14 protein-coding genes are annotated in these 17,332 nt (G+C 57.0%); 6 read left to right on the forward strand and 8 right to left on the reverse strand.

All coding sequences use genetic code 11. From position 1 onward, the window contains the following. The first annotated feature begins 51 nt into the window (after positions 1–51). The gene (gene mtnA / locus ACT3UM_RS01590; RefSeq protein ID WP_498895516.1) at positions 52–1,071 is read left to right on the forward strand and encodes an S-methyl-5-thioribose-1-phosphate isomerase; all 1,020 of its coding nucleotides are present in this window, start codon (positions 52–54) and stop codon (positions 1,069–1,071) included. Between the two features lie 27 nt (positions 1,072–1,098). Here the strand turns inward: mtnA and ACT3UM_RS01595 are convergent, their stop codons facing one another. The 8 genes from ACT3UM_RS01595 to ACT3UM_RS01630 form a co-directional block, all read right to left on the reverse strand. Beyond that, positions 1,099–1,779 (reverse strand): RES family NAD+ phosphorylase, encoded by a 681-nt coding sequence (locus ACT3UM_RS01595; protein ID WP_498895518.1) that lies wholly within the window; start codon positions 1,777–1,779, stop codon positions 1,099–1,101. Then, a complete protein-coding gene (locus tag ACT3UM_RS01600; protein ID WP_498895520.1) occupies positions 1,776–2,177 on the reverse strand; it encodes an MbcA/ParS/Xre antitoxin family protein in 402 nt (133 codons plus the stop codon). The genes ACT3UM_RS01595 and ACT3UM_RS01600 overlap by 4 nt, the downstream gene beginning before the upstream one ends. 129 nt (positions 2,178–2,306) lie before the next feature. Next, entirely contained in the window at positions 2,307–4,127 is a 1,821-nt protein-coding gene (gene recQ, locus ACT3UM_RS01605; protein WP_498895522.1) for a DNA helicase RecQ, read from the reverse strand. Between the two features lie 65 nt (positions 4,128–4,192). Continuing rightward, the gene (locus ACT3UM_RS01610) at positions 4,193–5,035 is read right to left on the reverse strand and encodes a carbohydrate ABC transporter permease (RefSeq protein ID WP_498895524.1); all 843 of its coding nucleotides are present in this window, start codon (positions 5,033–5,035) and stop codon (positions 4,193–4,195) included. Beyond that, complete coding sequence (locus ACT3UM_RS01615; RefSeq protein ID WP_498895526.1) at positions 5,032–5,916, reverse strand: carbohydrate ABC transporter permease; 885 nt, start codon at positions 5,914–5,916, stop codon at positions 5,032–5,034. The genes ACT3UM_RS01610 and ACT3UM_RS01615 overlap by 4 nt, the downstream gene beginning before the upstream one ends. A gap of 62 nt (positions 5,917–5,978) precedes the next feature. Further along, on the reverse strand, positions 5,979–7,259 hold the full coding sequence (locus ACT3UM_RS01620; RefSeq protein WP_498895528.1) for an ABC transporter substrate-binding protein: 1,281 nt from the start codon (positions 7,257–7,259) through the stop codon (positions 5,979–5,981). 29 nt (positions 7,260–7,288) lie between these two features. Continuing rightward, on the reverse strand, positions 7,289–8,419 hold the full coding sequence (locus ACT3UM_RS01625) for an ABC transporter ATP-binding protein (RefSeq protein ID WP_498895530.1): 1,131 nt from the start codon (positions 8,417–8,419) through the stop codon (positions 7,289–7,291). Positions 8,420–8,532: 113 nt separating this feature from the next. Next, complete coding sequence (locus ACT3UM_RS01630) at positions 8,533–9,951, reverse strand: sigma-54 interaction domain-containing protein (RefSeq protein WP_498895532.1); 1,419 nt, start codon at positions 9,949–9,951, stop codon at positions 8,533–8,535. A gap of 256 nt (positions 9,952–10,207) precedes the next feature. Between ACT3UM_RS01630 and speB the strand changes: the two genes are divergently transcribed. The 5 genes from speB to ACT3UM_RS01655 all read left to right on the forward strand — a co-directional run bounded on the left by speB (position 10,208) and on the right by ACT3UM_RS01655 (position 17,331). Continuing rightward, positions 10,208–11,158: an agmatinase gene (gene speB, locus ACT3UM_RS01635; protein WP_498895534.1), complete on the forward strand. Its 951-nt coding sequence runs from the start codon at positions 10,208–10,210 to the stop codon at positions 11,156–11,158. A 104-nt stretch (positions 11,159–11,262) separates the two neighbouring features. Further along, positions 11,263–12,645 carry a YjiH family protein gene (locus ACT3UM_RS01640; protein ID WP_498895536.1) on the forward strand — a complete coding sequence of 461 codons (1,383 nt, stop codon included), beginning with the start codon at positions 11,263–11,265 and terminating at the stop codon, positions 12,643–12,645. Positions 12,646–12,655: 10 nt separating this feature from the next. After that, entirely contained in the window at positions 12,656–14,299 is a 1,644-nt protein-coding gene (locus tag ACT3UM_RS01645; protein ID WP_498895538.1) for a 5-guanidino-2-oxopentanoate decarboxylase, read from the forward strand. Then, positions 14,289–15,599 carry a purine-cytosine permease family protein gene (locus tag ACT3UM_RS01650; protein ID WP_498895540.1) on the forward strand — a complete coding sequence of 437 codons (1,311 nt, stop codon included), beginning with the start codon at positions 14,289–14,291 and terminating at the stop codon, positions 15,597–15,599. The genes ACT3UM_RS01645 and ACT3UM_RS01650 overlap by 11 nt, the downstream gene beginning before the upstream one ends. A 259-nt stretch (positions 15,600–15,858) precedes the next feature. After that, positions 15,859–17,331, forward strand: coding sequence for an aldehyde dehydrogenase family protein (locus tag ACT3UM_RS01655; protein WP_498895542.1), 1,473 nt, complete (start codon positions 15,859–15,861; stop codon positions 17,329–17,331). Position 17,332 lies beyond the last annotated feature (1 nt).

The raw sequence follows: 17,332 nt of genomic DNA on the forward strand, positions 1-17,332 counted from the left end.
CTGATAAGCCGCGCAGTTGTTCCGCTAGTTAAGTGCTCAAGGAGTCCATCGATGCCTCATCTTCAGTCACGCAGTTTGCGGGTCTACGCCGACTACTTTGAGTATTTGGATCAAACTCAGCTGCCTCAAACCGAGCAGTGGGTGCGCTGTGACTCGCCTGAAGGTTGGCAGGCTGCGGTTAAAAACTTAGCGATTCGCGGCGCGCCGCTGATTGGCCTGAGCGCTGCGTTTGTGCTGGCGCAGTACGCCGCACGCCACCCCACAAGCGGTTGGCAGGAGATCAGCGATCGCCTGCGCGCCACGCGCCCGACGGCCGTGAATCTGATGTACTGCCTGGATGCCATGGAAGCCTGCTTTGAGCAAGGTGCTGGCGCACTTGCCGAGCGCGCTGCCGCGCTGTTTGACGAAGACCGGGCGCTCTGCCAACGCATGGCCGAGCGGGGCGCTGACTTGCTGAAAACGGGTGACCGTGTGCTCACCCACTGCAACACCGGGGCGCTGGCGACGGCGGGCGTAGGCACCGCCATTGGTGCGCTGGCGGTTGCTAAGCAGCGTGGCCTTGATCTGCATGTGTACGTCGATGAAACCCGTCCGCTACTGCAAGGTGGCCGTTTAACCGCCTGGGAAATGGCCGACCTGGGTATTCCTTATCAACTGATTGCCGACAGCATGGCCGCCAGCCTGATGGCGGCGGGCAAAGTGGATAAGGTGATGGTGGGCGCTGACCGGATCTGCGCCAACGGCGACTTTGCCAATAAAGTGGGCACTTACATGCTGGCCGTAATCGCTCACTATCACCAGGTGCCATTTTACGTGGTAGCCCCATACACCACGGTTGACCCCGCTTGCGCTACCGGCGCGGATATTCCCATTGAGCAGCGCGACGGCGCTGAAATACGCGGTGTCTCGGGTGCCTTTGGCGAGGTAGTGTGGGCACCTGAAAATGCCCCTGTATGGAACCCCGCCTTTGACGTCACTCCCGCCAAGCTCGTGACGGCTTGGGTATTGGATACCGGCGTGTTTGATGCTGCTGCGATAGCACAAGGTGAACACTGCAATGGGCGCGATTAGCCCTAGTGGTAGCAGTAACGTTAATAGCTAACCCAGTAACGTAAGTTCATAGATATGGCGGATACGCTGACCATCCCAGTCATAACCGAGATGACGCCCTTGCCGTGTTGCGGAGAGCACAGGTGGTCGTAGCACAGCGGCGCACTCGCCATCCGGATCTCGAACGCTAGGGTAAACGATGCCGTCCGTTTGTTCCTCCCAAGCTTTTCTACCCAAGGTTTGTCCGGCCGCCCAGCTATCCGGTCTGAGAAGCGTTTGGGCAGCATCCTGACGGCGTAAATCAATTAGTTGGCCCGCCAAATCCGACAGATAAACACGCTGCAGAAGCATCATGGGCGGCTCGTTTGATTCCCCCATAAAGCGCTCTGCGTGGTAAACGGTTTCGGCAATGGCGGTGGCTTCGGTGAGTGCGCAATAGTAGGCGCCAAAAGTGCCATCGCTAAAACGCGAACCGGTCGCGGGGAAGTGACAAAAGGCCGCCATGACCGGCGTCCAGCCGGGGCCGTAGCGACGGTCTTCATCTCGAACCAAGTGAATGGCGCCCGCTTCCTCACGTAGCCTTGCGGAGGTTTCCCCCTCCAGCTCATTAAGTAAGTCCCAGTCATTAGCGCTGCTGTTGACACCTTCAAATAAATCAATGGGAGGGAAACGCGAGGGGATAACACGGTAGCTGGGGCACCACGTGACGTTGCTCAATGGGAACGTCATGCATGGCCCCCACCACGTGCTGCATCTAAATGTTGGCGAACAACGTAGAGATCGGAGACTTGCCCATTTAACAGACGTTCCATTGGCGAATGGCCAGCAAAAAGTGGGTTGCTGTTAGCTCGCTGCAACCAGCTGTTAGCGGCTTCTTTACTGGGCAACAGTATATGCAGCGCTTTATAAATGCCGAGAATCAACGACATCCGCTCCAAATGATTAGCATCAAGCCGCGCCTGCTCAGGTGACTGCTTCCAACGCCGATAGGTGGAGTCCGGTACACCTAACAACACAGCAGCTTCGCTCTCTTTCAAGCCCCATGCGTGTGAAATATTGGGGTAAGTGCGCATTGCAGCAGCCCCCATTTCGCGGCGCTTATCGGCTGTTTTATGCTGAATGGCCATATAGCTTTCTCCTCACTTACCTATAGCTTACGCCAAGTGAGCGATTTTTGAAAATAGCGACCATTTGATCTTTTCTAATTCCCGCTCGTAAGAATCACTGCACGAACTGATTCAGCTGTTTTACTCGGTTTACTGATGCGCTTGGATGACGGCAAGGAATTCCTCGCCGTAATCCGCCAGCTTGCGCGCGCCGATACCGGAGATTGCGCCCAGTGCTGCCAGGCTCTGGGGTTTCTGTTCGACCATTTCGGCCAGGGTAGCGTCGTGGAAGATCACATAGGCAGGTACGCCCTGGGCTTCGGCCAATTCCTTGCGGTGCTGGCGCAGGGCTTCCCACAGTGGGCCGTGACCCTGCGGCGCAGAGGCGCCTTTGCTTCCCCGTCGCGCGGTTTTGGCTTTGCTGGGTTTGTTGCTTGGCTTGCGCAGAGTGAGGCTCTGCTCGCCGCGCAGCACCGGCCTGGCATTGGCGGTGAGCTTAATGCCGCCGTGCCCTTCCATATCCACGCTCAAGAAGCCGCTGGCAATCAGCTGGCGAAAGAGCGCCTTCCATTCGCTGACGGCGAGCTCTTTACCAATGCCGAAGGTGCTGAGGCGATCGTGGCCAAAGCGGGCGATACGCTCGTTGCTTTTTCCTAGCAGCACATCCACCAGGTAAGTCACGCCGAAGCGTTGCTCGGTGCGGTAGACACAGGAGAGCGCCTTTTGCGCCGCCACGGTGGCCTCCCAGGTCTCGGGCGGGGTTAGGCAGTTATCGCAGTTGCCGCAAGGTGCATCCAGGTGATCGCCAAAGTAGTGAAGCAGCGCCTGGCGGCGGCAACTGATGATTTCACACAGCCCCAGCATGGCGTCGAGCTTCTGCTGCTCAATGCGCTTTTGCTGGTCGACGGCGCTGGAGTCCTGCTGCATCTGGCGCAGCGTAATTACGTCCTGAAGCCCGTAGGCCATCCAGGCGTTGGCGGGCAGGCCGTCGCGCCCGGCACGGCCGGTCTCCTGGTAGTAGGCTTCGATGCTCTTGGGCAGGTTGAGGTGCGCTACAAAGCGCACGTCCGGTTTGTCGATCCCCATGCCGAAGGCGATGGTAGCAACGATAACCACGCCATCTTCACGCAGAAAGCGGGTCTGGTGATGCTGGCGCTGCTCGGGGGGCAGCCCTGCGTGGTAGGGCAGTGCGGTCAGCCCCTGGCGTTCGAGCCAAGCGGCGGTCTCCTCCACCTTGCGCCGGGAGAGGCAGTAGACGATGCCCGCCTCGCCGTTGTGGTGCTCTCGGATAAACTGCAGCAGCTGTTCCTTGGCCTTGCCTTGATTTTCGGCGATATGGTAGCGAATGTTGGGCCGGTCAAAGCCACTGTTATACAGCGCCGCCTCTTGGAGCTGCAGATGCTCCATGATATCGCCCCGGGTGGGCACATCGGCGGTGGCGGTAAGCGCTATGCGCGGCACCTGGGGAAAGCGCTGATGCAACTGGGAGAGCTGGCGATACTCGGGCCGAAAATCGTGTCCCCACTGGGAAACACAGTGGGCTTCATCAATGGCGAACAGGGCAATGTGGGTCTGTTCCAGCAACATCTGCATACGCGCTGTGGCCAGCCGTTCCGGCGCGACATATAAAAGATCCAACTCGCCCGCTCGCAGGCGGTTTTCCACATCGACTGCCTCGTGATAATCGAGGCTGGAGTTGAGGTAGGCCGCCTTGACCCCGTTCTGCTGAAGCGCCGCCACCTGATCCTGCATCAGCGCGATCAGCGGAGATACCACAATCGCGGTGCCTTCGCGCAGCAGCGCAGGGATCTGATAGCACAGCGATTTGCCACCACCGGTGGGCATCAGTACCAGCGCATCGCCCCCGGCCATTACATGCTCAATGATCGCCTGCTGCGGGCCGCGAAAGCTGTCGTAGCCAAATACCTCCTGCAGCACCTTGAGGGCTTCCGGGTGGGTGTCGCCGTGCATCAATGCTCTCCCTTGTCTTGTAACCTAAGAGAGAATTGTGCACGAAAAACGGGAAGGGCGTCAGCCTAGCGAATCCCGGCCCTTAAAAACGACTGCACGAATTGGCGCTGGAAAAGCAAAAAGGCGATTAGCAGTGGAGCGATACTTAGCAGCGTTGCGGCGCTAACGGTGGCCCAGTTGACGCCGGTTTCGGGCGCGGAGAAAACGCCTAAGCCCACCGTTAGCGGACGGCTCTCTACCGAGTTGGTGACCACTAGCGGCCAGATAAAGTTATTCCAGTGGTGGCTGATCGATACCAGGCCATACGCCAAATAGGTGGGCTTAGCCAGCGGGACGTACACCTTCCATAAAATTTCCAGCCAGTTGCAGCCTTCGATACGGGCGGCGTCTTCCAGCTCACGAGGAATGGTTTTAAAGGTCTGGCGGAGCAGGAAAATACCCAGGGCGCTGGCCACGTAGGGCAGGCCAATCCCCGTAATAGTGTTGATCAACCCCAGCTCGCTGGCAATGCGGTAGTTCTCCACAATCAGCACTTCGGGAAACACAAACAGCTGAATCAGCACCAGCATAAACAGCACGTTCTTGCCGGGAATCGGAAAACGCGCAAAGGCAAATGCCGCCAGGGTGCAGACGATAAACTGACCGATCACCACCCCAGTCACCAGCGCAAAGGTATTCAGGTAGTAGCGGGCAAAGGGGGCCTGTGACCAGGCGTTAGTGAAGTTTTCTAGCGTCAGCGGGGCGAATAGAGAAAAATTCACCATAAACTCGCTAGGGTGGAAGGCCGCCCAAAAGGCATACAGCAGCGGGAATATCCAAATAATCGCCAGCAGCCATGCGGCCACGGTTTCAAGTGACGGAATGGAGGCGTAACGAGCGCGGGGCGTATAAGTCGTCGTTGGGTTCATTGGTAGTGCGTCCTGCGGTCTAAAATCGTGAACTTCAGGGTGGCCACTACCGCGAGTACCACCAAAATCACCACCGTAATCGTCGCCGCCGTGGTGCGGTCAAAGAACGAAAAGGCGTTCTCGTAGACGTAATAGAGCAGCAGGTTGGTGGCGTTATTGGGCCCGCCCTTGGTCAAGATAAATAGGTGATCTACGACCCGCACCGAGTTGATCAGCGCATTGATCAGCACGAATAGTGTGGTGGGCATCAGCAGCGGAAAGGTGACGCGCCAAAAGAAACTCCAGCGGCTGGTTCCTTCAAGGTCTGCAGCCTCTTTTAACTCGGGAGGCATACTTTGTAGTGCCGCCAGGTAGAAAATCATAAAAAAGCCGGCTTCTTTCCACACCGACATCACAATCACCGAGCCGAGTGCGACGCTTGGATCGCCCAGCCAGTTTACCCCCGGTAACCCGAGCGTCCCAAGCAGGCTGTTAAATAGGCCAATTTGCGGGGCGTAGAAAAACATCCAGATATTGGCGGCGGCGATCATGGGCAGAATCGTCGGCGTGAAATACGCCATACGCACAAAACCACGCCCGCGAAGTTTTCCATTCACAAACAGCGCCATGCCTAACGCCATGGCGATAGACGTAGGGATTGTTCCCACTGCATAGAGCAGGTTATTGCGGGCTACTTGCCAAAACGTGGGGTCATCGAACAGCACTTGGTAGTTTTCGACCCCGACAAACTCAGTGGGCGCACCGCGAAAACCGGGTAAAAACAGGCTATTGATAACTGTTGTTATGGTTGGCAGGTAGGCGAACATTGTTAGCAGAACCGCTGCGGGCAGCAATAGCAGGGCGCCATATAACTGCATTCGCCGATAAGAGGTTAGATTCATAGAGATGTACCGCGGCAGAAAAAGCCGGGGTTTCCCCCGGCTCACTGAGAGAGGTGTGGCGTTTAGCGGGCGTAGCGACGCAGCACGCTATCGGCCTCTTGCTGCGCCTGGCTAAGCGCTTCTTGCGGTGTCATTTGCCCCGTAAGCGCCGCTTGCACGGCGTTATCCAAGGCGCGGCGAATGCGGCCACCTTGGTAGGTCGAGAGCTCCGCGGTACCGTGCTCAAGCTGGTCGCGGGCAACCGCAGCGGGTGGGAAATCTTCTACATAACGTTGTAGCGCGTCGGTTTCGTAGGCGGCGGGGCTGACGCCCATATAGCCTGTCTCAATCGACCAGGCGGCGGCGCGCTCGGGAGCGGTCATCCAGCGAATAAAGGTCATCGCCGCACGCTGCTCTTCTTCCGTCGTATCTTCAAAAATGTAGAAGTTGCCGCCGCCGGTAGGGCTGCCGCGCTGGGTTTTCATCGGCAGCATGGCGACGCCAAAATCAAAATCGGCTTCGCTACGCACGGCGGTCAGGTTGCCCGTGGTGTGCCACATCATCGCCGTGGACTCCTCAAGGAAGTTCTGGCGCAGGGTGCCCCACTCAATGGTGCCATCGGGCATCGCGTTGTGCTCAGTGGCCAGCGATACCCAGTACTCAAGGGCCTCGACCGCAGCGGGGTCATCAAAATAGACCTCGGTGCCATCTTCGCTCATTAGGCGATGGCCGTTCTGAAAGGCGAAGGCTTGGAACATCCAGTAGGGGTAGCCAGTCGACGGCACCATTACGCCCCACTGCTCGCCGTTGGAGGCTTCGCGCACGGTAGCGGCCATCTCGGCCATCTCTTCCCAGTTTTCCGGAGGGGTTTCGGGGTCTAGGCCGGCGGCTTCAAAGGCGTCTTTGTTCCAGAACAGTACGATGGTGGAGCGCTGGAAGGGGATGCCGTAGGTTTTGCCATCCAGCTGGCCATTTTCCATCAGCCCTGGGTAGAAGCCATCGAGCCATTCGCGCTCTTCATCGGTTTCGACCAGGTCGTCAAAGGCGACGATGGCGTTCTGCTCAATCAGCTCGTAGAGATCGATGGAGAACATGACCGACAGTTGGGGGGTGTCACCTGCCTCCATCGCCGACATGGCGCGCACGCGGGTGTCGTCGTAGTTGCCAGCGTAGATCGCTTCCACGTTGATATCGGGGTATTCGCTCTCGAACTCTTCCACCAGATTATCAACGACGTCGGTGAGTGCACCGCCCACCGCGACCGGATAGTACATGGTCAGATCGACGCTATCCGCGTTTACCTGGGCGGCGCTTAACAAGCCCGCTGCCAGGGCGGTCATTGCAAAAGGGATACGCAAACGCATAAGAGACTCCGCAAGTGTCAATACTGCTGTCAGTGTTGGAAAGAGCCCACCGCCGGTGGACGAGGAACGCTTCGAGATGAGCTGGGTAATGGGGTCGGCGTCAGGTCATCCCGCCGCAGACCTTCGGCATCGAAAAGGTGTGTATTCTCTGACGTCCAATAGAGGCTGCATGGCTGGCCTGTCAGTGCCTGCTTGCCGCTAAGCCGCACGCGTAGGGTGTGCGACCCCACCGCGACATACGCAATGGTGTCCGCTCCCAGATACTCTTCACTTAATACGTTAGCGGGCACGCCGGAACCGGGTGCTATTCGCAGCTCGACATCTTCCGGGCGAATGCCCAAGTGGCCACCAACGGCATCCAAGGGGGCTACGGGGGTACTTGGTTCGCCTTCGATAACGGCGCCATTCTCACCGGCCACTAGGGGCAGCAGGTTCATGGCGGGGCTGCCAATAAAACTGGCGGAAAAAGCGCTGGCCGGGCGGTTATAAAGCTCGTCTGGGGTGCCATCCTGCACGATTTTGCCGTGCTGCATCAGAATCACACGGTCGCCCATGCTCATCGCCTCGACCTGATCGTGGGTAACGTAGATCACCGTCATATTCAGGCGGCTTTGCAGCGCTTTGATCTCCCGGCGCATATCGCTACGCAGCCGCGCATCCAGGTTGGAGAGCGGCTCGTCCATCAAGCAAATAGGGTGTTCGGAGATCACCGAACGGGCCAGCGCCACTCGCTGGCGCTGACCGCCGGAAAGCTGGGCAGGTTTGCGGTGTAAGTAGTCGGTGAGATCCACCAGCTCGGCGACTTTCGCCAGCCGCTCGCGCTGCTCGGCCTTGGGCACCTTCCGGCTGCGCAGGCCAAACACGATATTGTCGGCCACGCTCAAATGTGGAAACAGCGCGTAGGACTGAAACACCATGCTCAGCCCTCGATCCCCTGGTGGTAGGCGCGTGACGTCGCGCTCACCAATGTGAATACGCCCGTCGCTGGCTTCTTCCAACCCTGCGATCATGCGCAGCGTGGTGGATTTACCGCAGCCTGAAGGGCCCAGCAGAATGACAAACTGCCCTGGGGTCACATCAAACGAGATACCATCGACAGCCGCAGAGGCGCCCCAACGTTTAGTGACGCCCTCTAAGCGTATTCGCGATTGGTTTGACATAGCACACACATCACCGGCTGTTGGTTGTTATTGGTTCAGCTTGTGTTGAAGGTGTTGCCGTTTCATGACACTTACATGGATGGTTGATGACAGCCGTTGTGTCAAGCAGAAAATCACCTGGCGACCTTAATGCCATATCGCTGCAGCCTGCGCACTACGCTGGATTGGCTGATGCCCAGTCGTTCCGCAATGGCGTAGGTGCTGGGGAGTGTGTTGCACAGCTCCTCAAGGGTTTCACGCTCCAGCCGCGCTAGGTATTGCTTGAGGGTTTCCTGGGGTTCGAGTGCTACTGCCGACGTTGCTGGCGAGGCGCTCTGCAAACTGGCTGGGTGCTGCTCAGCGTGAGGGAGTGCGGCGGGCACTTCGATTTGATCGGTAGGACTGGAAAGCCAGGCTCTCTCTAGCCAATTCTCTAGCTCGCGGACATTCCCCGGCCATTCGCTGCCCATCAGCGTCGACCAAACGCGAGTATCGAGGATTTTTTGCCGGCCATAGCGCTGGTTGAGCCGGTTTAAGCACGCTTCAACCAGGTCGGGGATATCCTCCCGGCGGTCGCGCAGCGGAGGTAGGGTAACTGGGATCACATTGAGGCGGTAGTAAAGATCGAGACGAAAAAGACCGCTCTCTACCTGCTTACCCAAATCCTGATTGGTGGCCACGACCAAGCGAAAATTGACCTTGCGTGATCGGGTGTCACCCAGCCGGGTCAAACTACCATCCTGAATCACCTTGAGCAGTTTGGTTTGCATTAGCAGCGGCAACTCGCCTATTTCATCCAGAAACAGCGTACCGCCCTCGGCCTGCTCTAACAGGCCAGCTTTTCCCTGCCGCGCGGCACCGCTAAAGGCACCGGGCTGGTAGCCAAACATCTCGGACTCAAACAGATTTTCAGGTATCGCCGCACAGTTCACGTCAACAAACGGGCCATCGCAGCGCTGGCTCCAGCGATGTAGCTGTTTGGCAAAGGCGGTTTTACCAACGCCAGACTCACCCAGCATCAACACATTGGCATCCGAAGGGGCGACGCGCTTAAGCAGCAGCGCGATTTCGCGCATCACGCTGCTGCGCACCTGCAACTGATCCAGGGCGTCATCCAGCGCCTGCTCTTCGGCATCGGGGGCTGCCTGGCTGCGTTTTAAGTGTTCGCTAAAGCGTTTTTGCAGTAGGGCGTATTCGTCTTGCAATAACTGCAAGTCGGTTAAGTCCCGCGAGCGGCTGATAATGCGCTCGAGTTTGCCTTCCACAACCACGGGGTAGGCTTCGGCAATCACCCGGCGGCCTGTTCCGGTTACCTGCATAAGCTGCGCCGGTCGGCGCGTGCGCATCACTTCCAGAGTGATTGATGGCTTAAGCACCCCCGCGGCTTGCAGTTGTTGAACGCTGCTGGAGAGCAGTTCTTCCCGCGATACGCCGTATACCGCTTCGGCGCCTGGGCTGATATCCAGCACACGTCCTTCGCCACTGACGATAAAGAAGTGGTCATTGGCGGTTGCCACAATGGTTTGCAGTACGCGTTTGTCTATTTCACTCATTCGAATTCACTCATCTGATTCACCCGCGGCATTAGCCTTCTAATCGAACCATTTTTGAATTATCGATGCAGCATTGAATTGATAGGTCGTCAATTTAATGCATTTTTGCATCAAATGGCTAGCGAAGTGCCTTTCCTAGCGGCTGTGATGACTTGGCACGCTCTGTGCAATGTCTATTGATAGACAAGCCTTGCTCGCATTGCGATTCAGCAATTTCAAATAACGTCTAGGTTCAAATAACGTCTAGGAGAGAACTATGTCGGAGTTTAATCAGCCCCTGGGCGGTAATACCATGCCGCGCTTTGCAGGCCCTGCCACCATGATGCGCCTGCCCACCCAAGAGACAGCCGAGGGTCTGGATGCGGCATTTATCGGTATTCCCATGGATATCGGTACTTCAAACCGTCCCGGTACGCGGCTTGGGCCGCGCCAGATTCGCGACGAGTCGCGCATGCTGCGCCCTTACAACATGGCGACACGCGCCGCGCCCTTTGAAAGCCTGCAGGTAGCCGATATTGGCGATGTCCCCATCAATACTTTCCACTTGCCGAAAAGCGTCGACATCATCACTGCTTTTTACGATGACGTGCTGAAACATGACTGCATTCCGCTGACCCTGGGCGGTGAACATACCTTAACGCTGCCGATTCTTCGCGCCATGGCGAAAAAGCATGGCCCGGTAGGGCTGATCCATATCGATGCCCACGCCGATGTTAACGAGCATATGTTCGGCGAGCCGATTGCTCACGGTACGCCGTTTCGTCGTGCCCAGGAGGAGGGCCTATTAGCCCACGGCAAGGTCGTGCAAATTGGCCTGCGCGGAACCGGCTATGCGGCAGAAGACTTTGACTGGTGTCGTGGTCAGGGCTTCCGCGTTGTGCCCGCCGAAGAGTGCTGGTACCGCTCGCTGGCACCGCTGATGGAGCAAGTTCGCGAACAGATGGGTGATATCCCCGTGTACATCAGTTTCGACATCGATGGTTTGGATCCTTCCGTGGCCCCTGGCACTGGCACGGTGGAGATGGGTGGACTGACCTCAACTCAAGGGTTGGAAATTGTACGCGGCGCAGCAGGCTTAAATATTGTCGGTTGTGATCTGGTCGAAGTATCTCCGCCTTACGACCCCAGCGGTAATACCGCGTTAATGGGCGCCACGCTGCTGTATGAAATGCTCTGCGTACTGCCGGGCGTTAAACACAGCAAGTGACGCTGACCGAATAGCTATCAAAGAAATAGCGACTAAATAAAACAGTACTGACCTAATTACGCCGCCAGCCCACCTCCAATAATCACTTCCAATGGGTGAACCCTATGTCGTATAGCAACGTTAAATCGGAACAGCCGAGCCCCTCGGCACCGATACCTCCCGCGCATTTACTAAAATTTCTGATCCCCTCCATCATTGGGGTATTGCTGTTTTTGGTGCCCTTTCAGGTCGGGGGCTCTATCAATATCGGCATGGGAATGATGGCTGATGGCTTGCAAACCCTACTGGGATCAGCGCTACCGGCGATTGCGTTGGTCATTCTCTGCCTCTCGGTGGTGGTGACGCTATACGTCAAGTTAGCGAAACCCGCCTGGGCACAAAGCGGCCCCTTCCACGATATGTTCGATGTGGGCGTGATTTGGGTCGCGATGCGCGTGCTTGGCGCCATTTTTGTCATCATGACCTTTTTTCAGTTCGGCCCTGAGTTCGTCACCGCCTCGTTTACCGGTGGGGTGATGCTCAATGATTTGGCACCTGTGCTGCTGACGTTCTTCTTTTTTGCCGCGCTGCTACTGCCGTTTCTGGTTGAGTTCGGCTTTATGGAGTTTATCGGCACCATGGTGCGCAAGCCGTTTCGGTTTATCTTTAATCTGCCGGGACGCAGCGCCATTGATGCCACCGCTTCTTGGATGGGTTCAGGTACCGTTGGCGTGCTGATTACCGCTCAACAGTACGAGCAGGGTTACTACAACGGCCGCGAAGCATCGGTGATTGCGACTAACTTTTCAGTCGCTTCTATCGCTTTCAGCCTGTTAGTGACGAACTTTGTCGAAATTAACCATCTGTTTGTTCAGTTCTATTTCACCGTAGTGGTGTCAGGTTTAATCGCTGCCGTTATCGTGTCACGGATTCCGCCGCTGTCGCGCAAATCCAATGACTATTATGAGCCTGTGGGCTGTCAGTTGAGTGAAGAGCGTACTGAAAATGTCGGCCTATTTCGCTACAGCCTGCTACAGGCCACTCGCCGCGCAGGTAGTGCACCTGGGCCCCGCCAGTTAGCCCGAATCGCACTACTCAACGTCATTGATATTTTCCTGACGCTGTTACCACTCGTATTTGCCATTGGCACCGTCGCACTGATTTTGGCCGAGTTTACCCCGCTGTTTACCTGGCTCTCCTACCCCATGGTGCCGGTGCTGGAACTGTTGCGTATCCCTGAGGCACAGGCGGCTGCCCCTGCAACCCTGGTCGGCTTTGCTGATATGTTTCTGCCTGCGGTGCTGGCGACCAATATCGAAAGCGAGCTGACTCGTTTTGTGATCGCCTGCCTCTCCATGACGCAGCTGGTGTATATGTCGGAAATCGGTGCACTGTTGCTCAAGTCGAAGATCCCCATCAAGTTCTGGGAACTGGCGGTAGTGTTCTTACTGCGTACCGCGATTACGCTGCCGATCATCGCCTTTATGGCCCATACATTTTTCTTCTAAGGGGCCATTTATGAAGGATAACCAGACAATGACCTGCGCCGAGCTATTGATCCGGCTGCTACGCGATACTTACGGGGTACGGGCCCTGTTCGGCATTCCCGGTGTGCACACGGTAGAGCTTTATCGCGGGCTGGAAGGCAGCGAAGTGCAGCACGTCACCCCTCGCCATGAGCAGGGTGCAGGGTTTATGGCCGACGGCTATGCCCGCGCCAGCGGCCAGCCGGGTGTCTGCTTGATTATCACCGGACCGGGGATGACCAATATAGCGACCGCCATGGGCCAAGCCCTGGCGGACTCTATCCCGATGCTGGTGATCTCCAGCGTCAATCGCCGCGATACGCTGGGTATGGGCCAAGGGCGGCTGCATGAACTGCCCAGCCAGCAGCAGATGATCAGCGGTGTGGCTCGTTTTAGCCACACGCTGCTGGACGCCAACACCTTGCCCGAGGCGCTGGCACGCGCTTTTGCTATCTTTAAGGGCGCGCGGCCTGGCCCGGTGCATATCGAAATCCCCATCGATCTATTCAATGCGCCAGTCCGCGTTCCGACTAGTTGGCAAGCACCTAAGCTTTATCGAGCTGCGCCCGACCCTGAAGGGATCGCCGAGGCTGCACGCCTGCTAAAAGCAGCTAAGCAGCCCCTGGTGCTATTGGGCGGAGGCTGCGTTTCAGCGCCAGAGGCCGCACGGGCATTGGTAGAAAAACTCGATGCTCCCACGGTGACCACCATCAATGCCAAAGGGCTGCTAGGCCGCGACCATCCGCTGGATTTGGGTGCCAATGCTGCGCTGCCCGCCGTTCGTGAACTAGCCGTCAATGCCGATGTGATTCTGGCGGTAGGCACCGAGCTTGGGGAGACCGATTACGACGTCGTGTTTGATGGTGGCTTTCATCTTAATGGCACGCTGATTCGTATTGATCTCGACCCTGAACAGCTAGTGCGTAACCAGCGCACAACGCTTGGGCTGGTGGGCGATGCAGGGCGCAGTTTGGAGCTTCTGCTTGGTCACTTTCCCGAGCCGCTGAAGCGTCAAGGTGTTGAACGAACCGCCGCAGCATTGGGCGCGCTTAATTTGGTAAACGACCCTGCTTTTACTGACTTTGTGCCACTTTATAAAACCCTGGCCGACTACCTGCCCGAAGCGATTTTGGTAGGCGACTCCACCGCGACGGTGTATGCCGGGAACCACTTGGTAAGTCAGCCAGCGCCAAGGCGTTATTTCAACGCATCAACGGGCTACGGCACCTTGGGTTACGGGCTTCCGGCGGCACTGGGCGCTCAGTTGGGTCGTCCTGATCTCCCGGTGGTCGCCTTGGTAGGTGATGGTGGAGTGATGTTTACCCTCTCCGAGCTTGCAACGGCAGTCGAAGAACGTCTGCCAATCGTCATCGTGCTTTGGCACAACGCCGGTTACGAAGAGATTCGACGCTATATGGATGCCAACGGCGTGGCGCGCTTAGGGGTCGATATTCAGGCGCCGAATTTTCTCACCCTGGCTGAAGGTTTCGGCTGCCCCGGCATGCTAGTGGAAAGCCCCGCCGAGCTTGCCAAGGCGCTCGCCAACCGCGTAGCCACCGGGCCTTTACTGATCGAAATTGACGCCGCTGCTTGGCAGAAAAGCCTGCTGAAATCAGGAGAGCATAATGAAGAATAATCATATTTTAGGTCAGGATACCCTCTCCGCGGATAGCGTTGAGCACAGTCTCGGGCTGCCGGGAACCTTTGCCCTATGGCTCGGTGCCAATGTGGTGGTTACTACCATTCTCACCGGCATGTTTTTGGTGCCCGACCTCACTTTTCAGCATGCCATGCTGCTGATCGTGTTGGGCTCAGCAATCGGTATTATCCCATTGGTATTAATCGGCGTGATGGGGCAGCAAACCGGCATGACCACCATGGTGCTGGCACGGGGCACTTTTGGCCGCAAGGGAGCTAATTTCCCCGCATGGGTTAATTTGCTGGCGCTAATCGCGTGGAGTTGGATTCAAGCGCTGTTGGCGGGCATGAGCCTCGATTACGCGGTCGAAAGCTTAACTGGTTACTCCAATATGGCGCTGTTTACAGTGTTGTGTGAGTCGCTGGTAGTGCTTATTGCCCTGCGCGGCCATTTAGGTATCGAAAAGGTAGAAAAAATTGCGGCGGTGCTGATGGTAGGGCTGTCGGCAGTGGTACTTTTCGCACTAAATCGCCACTACGATTTGCCGAGCATTACCCAACTGGAACCAGAAGGGGTTCTGGGTGGTGGTGTGATCTTCGATATCGTTGTGGCGACCGCTTTTTCCTGGATTCCATTAGCCGCGGATTACAACCGCCACTGCCGCTCGCTTAAAGCCGCTGTTGTGGGTACTTGGGGCGGTTATGTCACGGCCACTTTGATTGCTATGGGATTGGGGGCGACGGTATCGGCGCTTTCGATTACGGTTGGCATGGAGCAAACATATGACCCAACAGCACTGCTTAGCGGTTTTGGGTTTGGTTTACCTGCCGCCCTGGTTATCTTCTTTTCAGTACTGACCACCAACGTAATGTGCGTATATAGCGCAACGCTTTCCTTTATGAGCGTGCGCCCTAAGGTGGCGTTTTGGAAACCGGCGTTAATCATTGGTGTGGTGTCAGTGGTTGGCGCCTTGATCCCTGGCATTCTTGACCAGTTCCAGACCTTTCTTTTGATTATCGGTAGCGTTTTTATTCCGGCCTTTTCTCTGATGATCGTCGATTACTACCTGTTGGGTCGCCAGCGCTATACCTCGGCGCAGTTGATCCAGGCTGACCATAGTCTTCCCGCTTTTAACTGGCTGGCGCTGGGCAGCTACGCGATAGGCGCGCTGTTGGCCTATTACTGGAATTGGGTAGCGCCGCTGGACTTTGGTGCATCGCTACCGGTTTTTGTGATCACAGGCGCGCTCTATTTTGTGGTCAGTAAGGCGGCTGTTGCGAAGCGGGTAACCGTATGAGTCTGCAGCACATCAATGAACAGCAGTGGTACCGTATCGCCCCCAAGGCGGACGGTATTACCCTAATTTTACGATGGTCCGCTTATCGAAGATCTCTGGCACAGCAGCTTAATCGATTATGCCGCCAGTATGCGACGGCTTAGAGAGCTGCCGGTACGCACAGTTCACGGCGGGCACTTCCCTAGTTTTAGCGGTCAACATCTCAAGCGACTAATCGATGACTGGCTTCGCCAACACGACCTTTAAAGGAGTTACCAAGGTGCCTACTTCTTCAAGTGCAGAACATGCTTCGCTGTTAGATAAACAGTTTATCAACAACCAGTGGGTCGCATCTTCGGGAGCTCGCCTACTCGATGTGATGAACCCCTACCGCGAGGAACGTATTGCTCAAGTCACGGCGGGGGATGCTGCAGATGTAGACGCCGCCGTTAAAGCCGCCCAGCAGGCGCAGCCCGCTTGGCAGGCGTTGGGCGGTACCGCACGTGCAAAATACCTGGATGGATTTGCCGATGCGCTAGAAGCCCGTCGGGATACTATTCTCACGCTTTCGGCGACCAATAACGGTAAGCCACTTGCAGAGGCGGAGATTGACCTGGACGATGCGATTGCCTGCTACCGCTACTACGCGAAACAGGCTAAAGCGCTGGATGCACGCCAGGGCGAGCTGGTCAGCGTGGAAATGGAAGGCGTTGAGGCGCGTACTTATCATGACCCGGTTGGGGTAGTGGGGCTGATTGCGCCCTGGAACTTCCCGCTGGTGACCAGCGCATGGAAGCTGGCACCTGCCTTGGCGGCGGGTTGTGCCGCAGTACTCAAACCTTCGGAAGTGACGCCGCTGCCTGAACTAGTGCTGGCAGAAATTGCTTTAGAGATTGCGCTGCCCGCAGGTGTGCTGAACCTGCTCAATGGCGACGGTGAGGGCATCGGCGCGCCACTCACCAATCACCCCGGCGTGGATAAAATCTCATTCACGGGCAGTAATCGTGTAGGCGAAACAGTCATGCAAGCCGCTGCAGCCCGCACGGCCAGCGTGTCATTGGAACTCGGCGGTAAATCCCCGATTTTGGTGTTGGAAGACGCCGACCCCGCCCAGGCCGCCGACTGGGTAATGGCCGGTATCTACTTCAACGCTGGGCAGATCTGCTCAGCAACTTCACGCTTATTAGTGCACGAAGACGTAGCGGAAGCACTCTACACTGCTCTCGCCGAGCGTATGGATGCGCTAACACTGGGCGACCCGCTTGCAGAAGGGACTGACTTAGGGCCACTGACCAGCGCCAAACAGCGCGACGCGGTGCAGCGCTATTTGGATATCGCCGAGCAGGAAGGGCTAACAGCAGTGCGCGACAAGCGACACCGCACGCTGCCAGAGAAGGGCTATTTCCTCGCGCCTACGCTCTACCGTGATGTGCCGCTAGAGAGCCGCTTATGGCGGGAAGAAATTTTTGGCCCAGTGCTGTGTGGGCGCAGCGTGGCAAGCGAAGCCGAAGCAATCGCACTTGCTAACGATAGTGCCTACGGCTTGGCGGGCACGGTGATTAGCGGCGATCCTGAGCGGGCCAAGCGCATAGGCCGCCAGCTCAAAGCCGGAAGCATCTGGTACAACAGCGAGCAATTAGTGCTACCCGAAACCGGCTGGGGTGGCTTCAAGCGCAGCGGCATTGGCCGTGAACTGGGCCCCTGGGGGCTAAGTGCGTATCTAGAGGTGAAGCATGTAATTGGACCAGCCTGAT

The organism is Halomonas sp. AOP13-D3-9 (assembly GCF_052379125.1).
GTDB lineage: Bacteria > Pseudomonadota > Gammaproteobacteria > Pseudomonadales > Halomonadaceae > Vreelandella.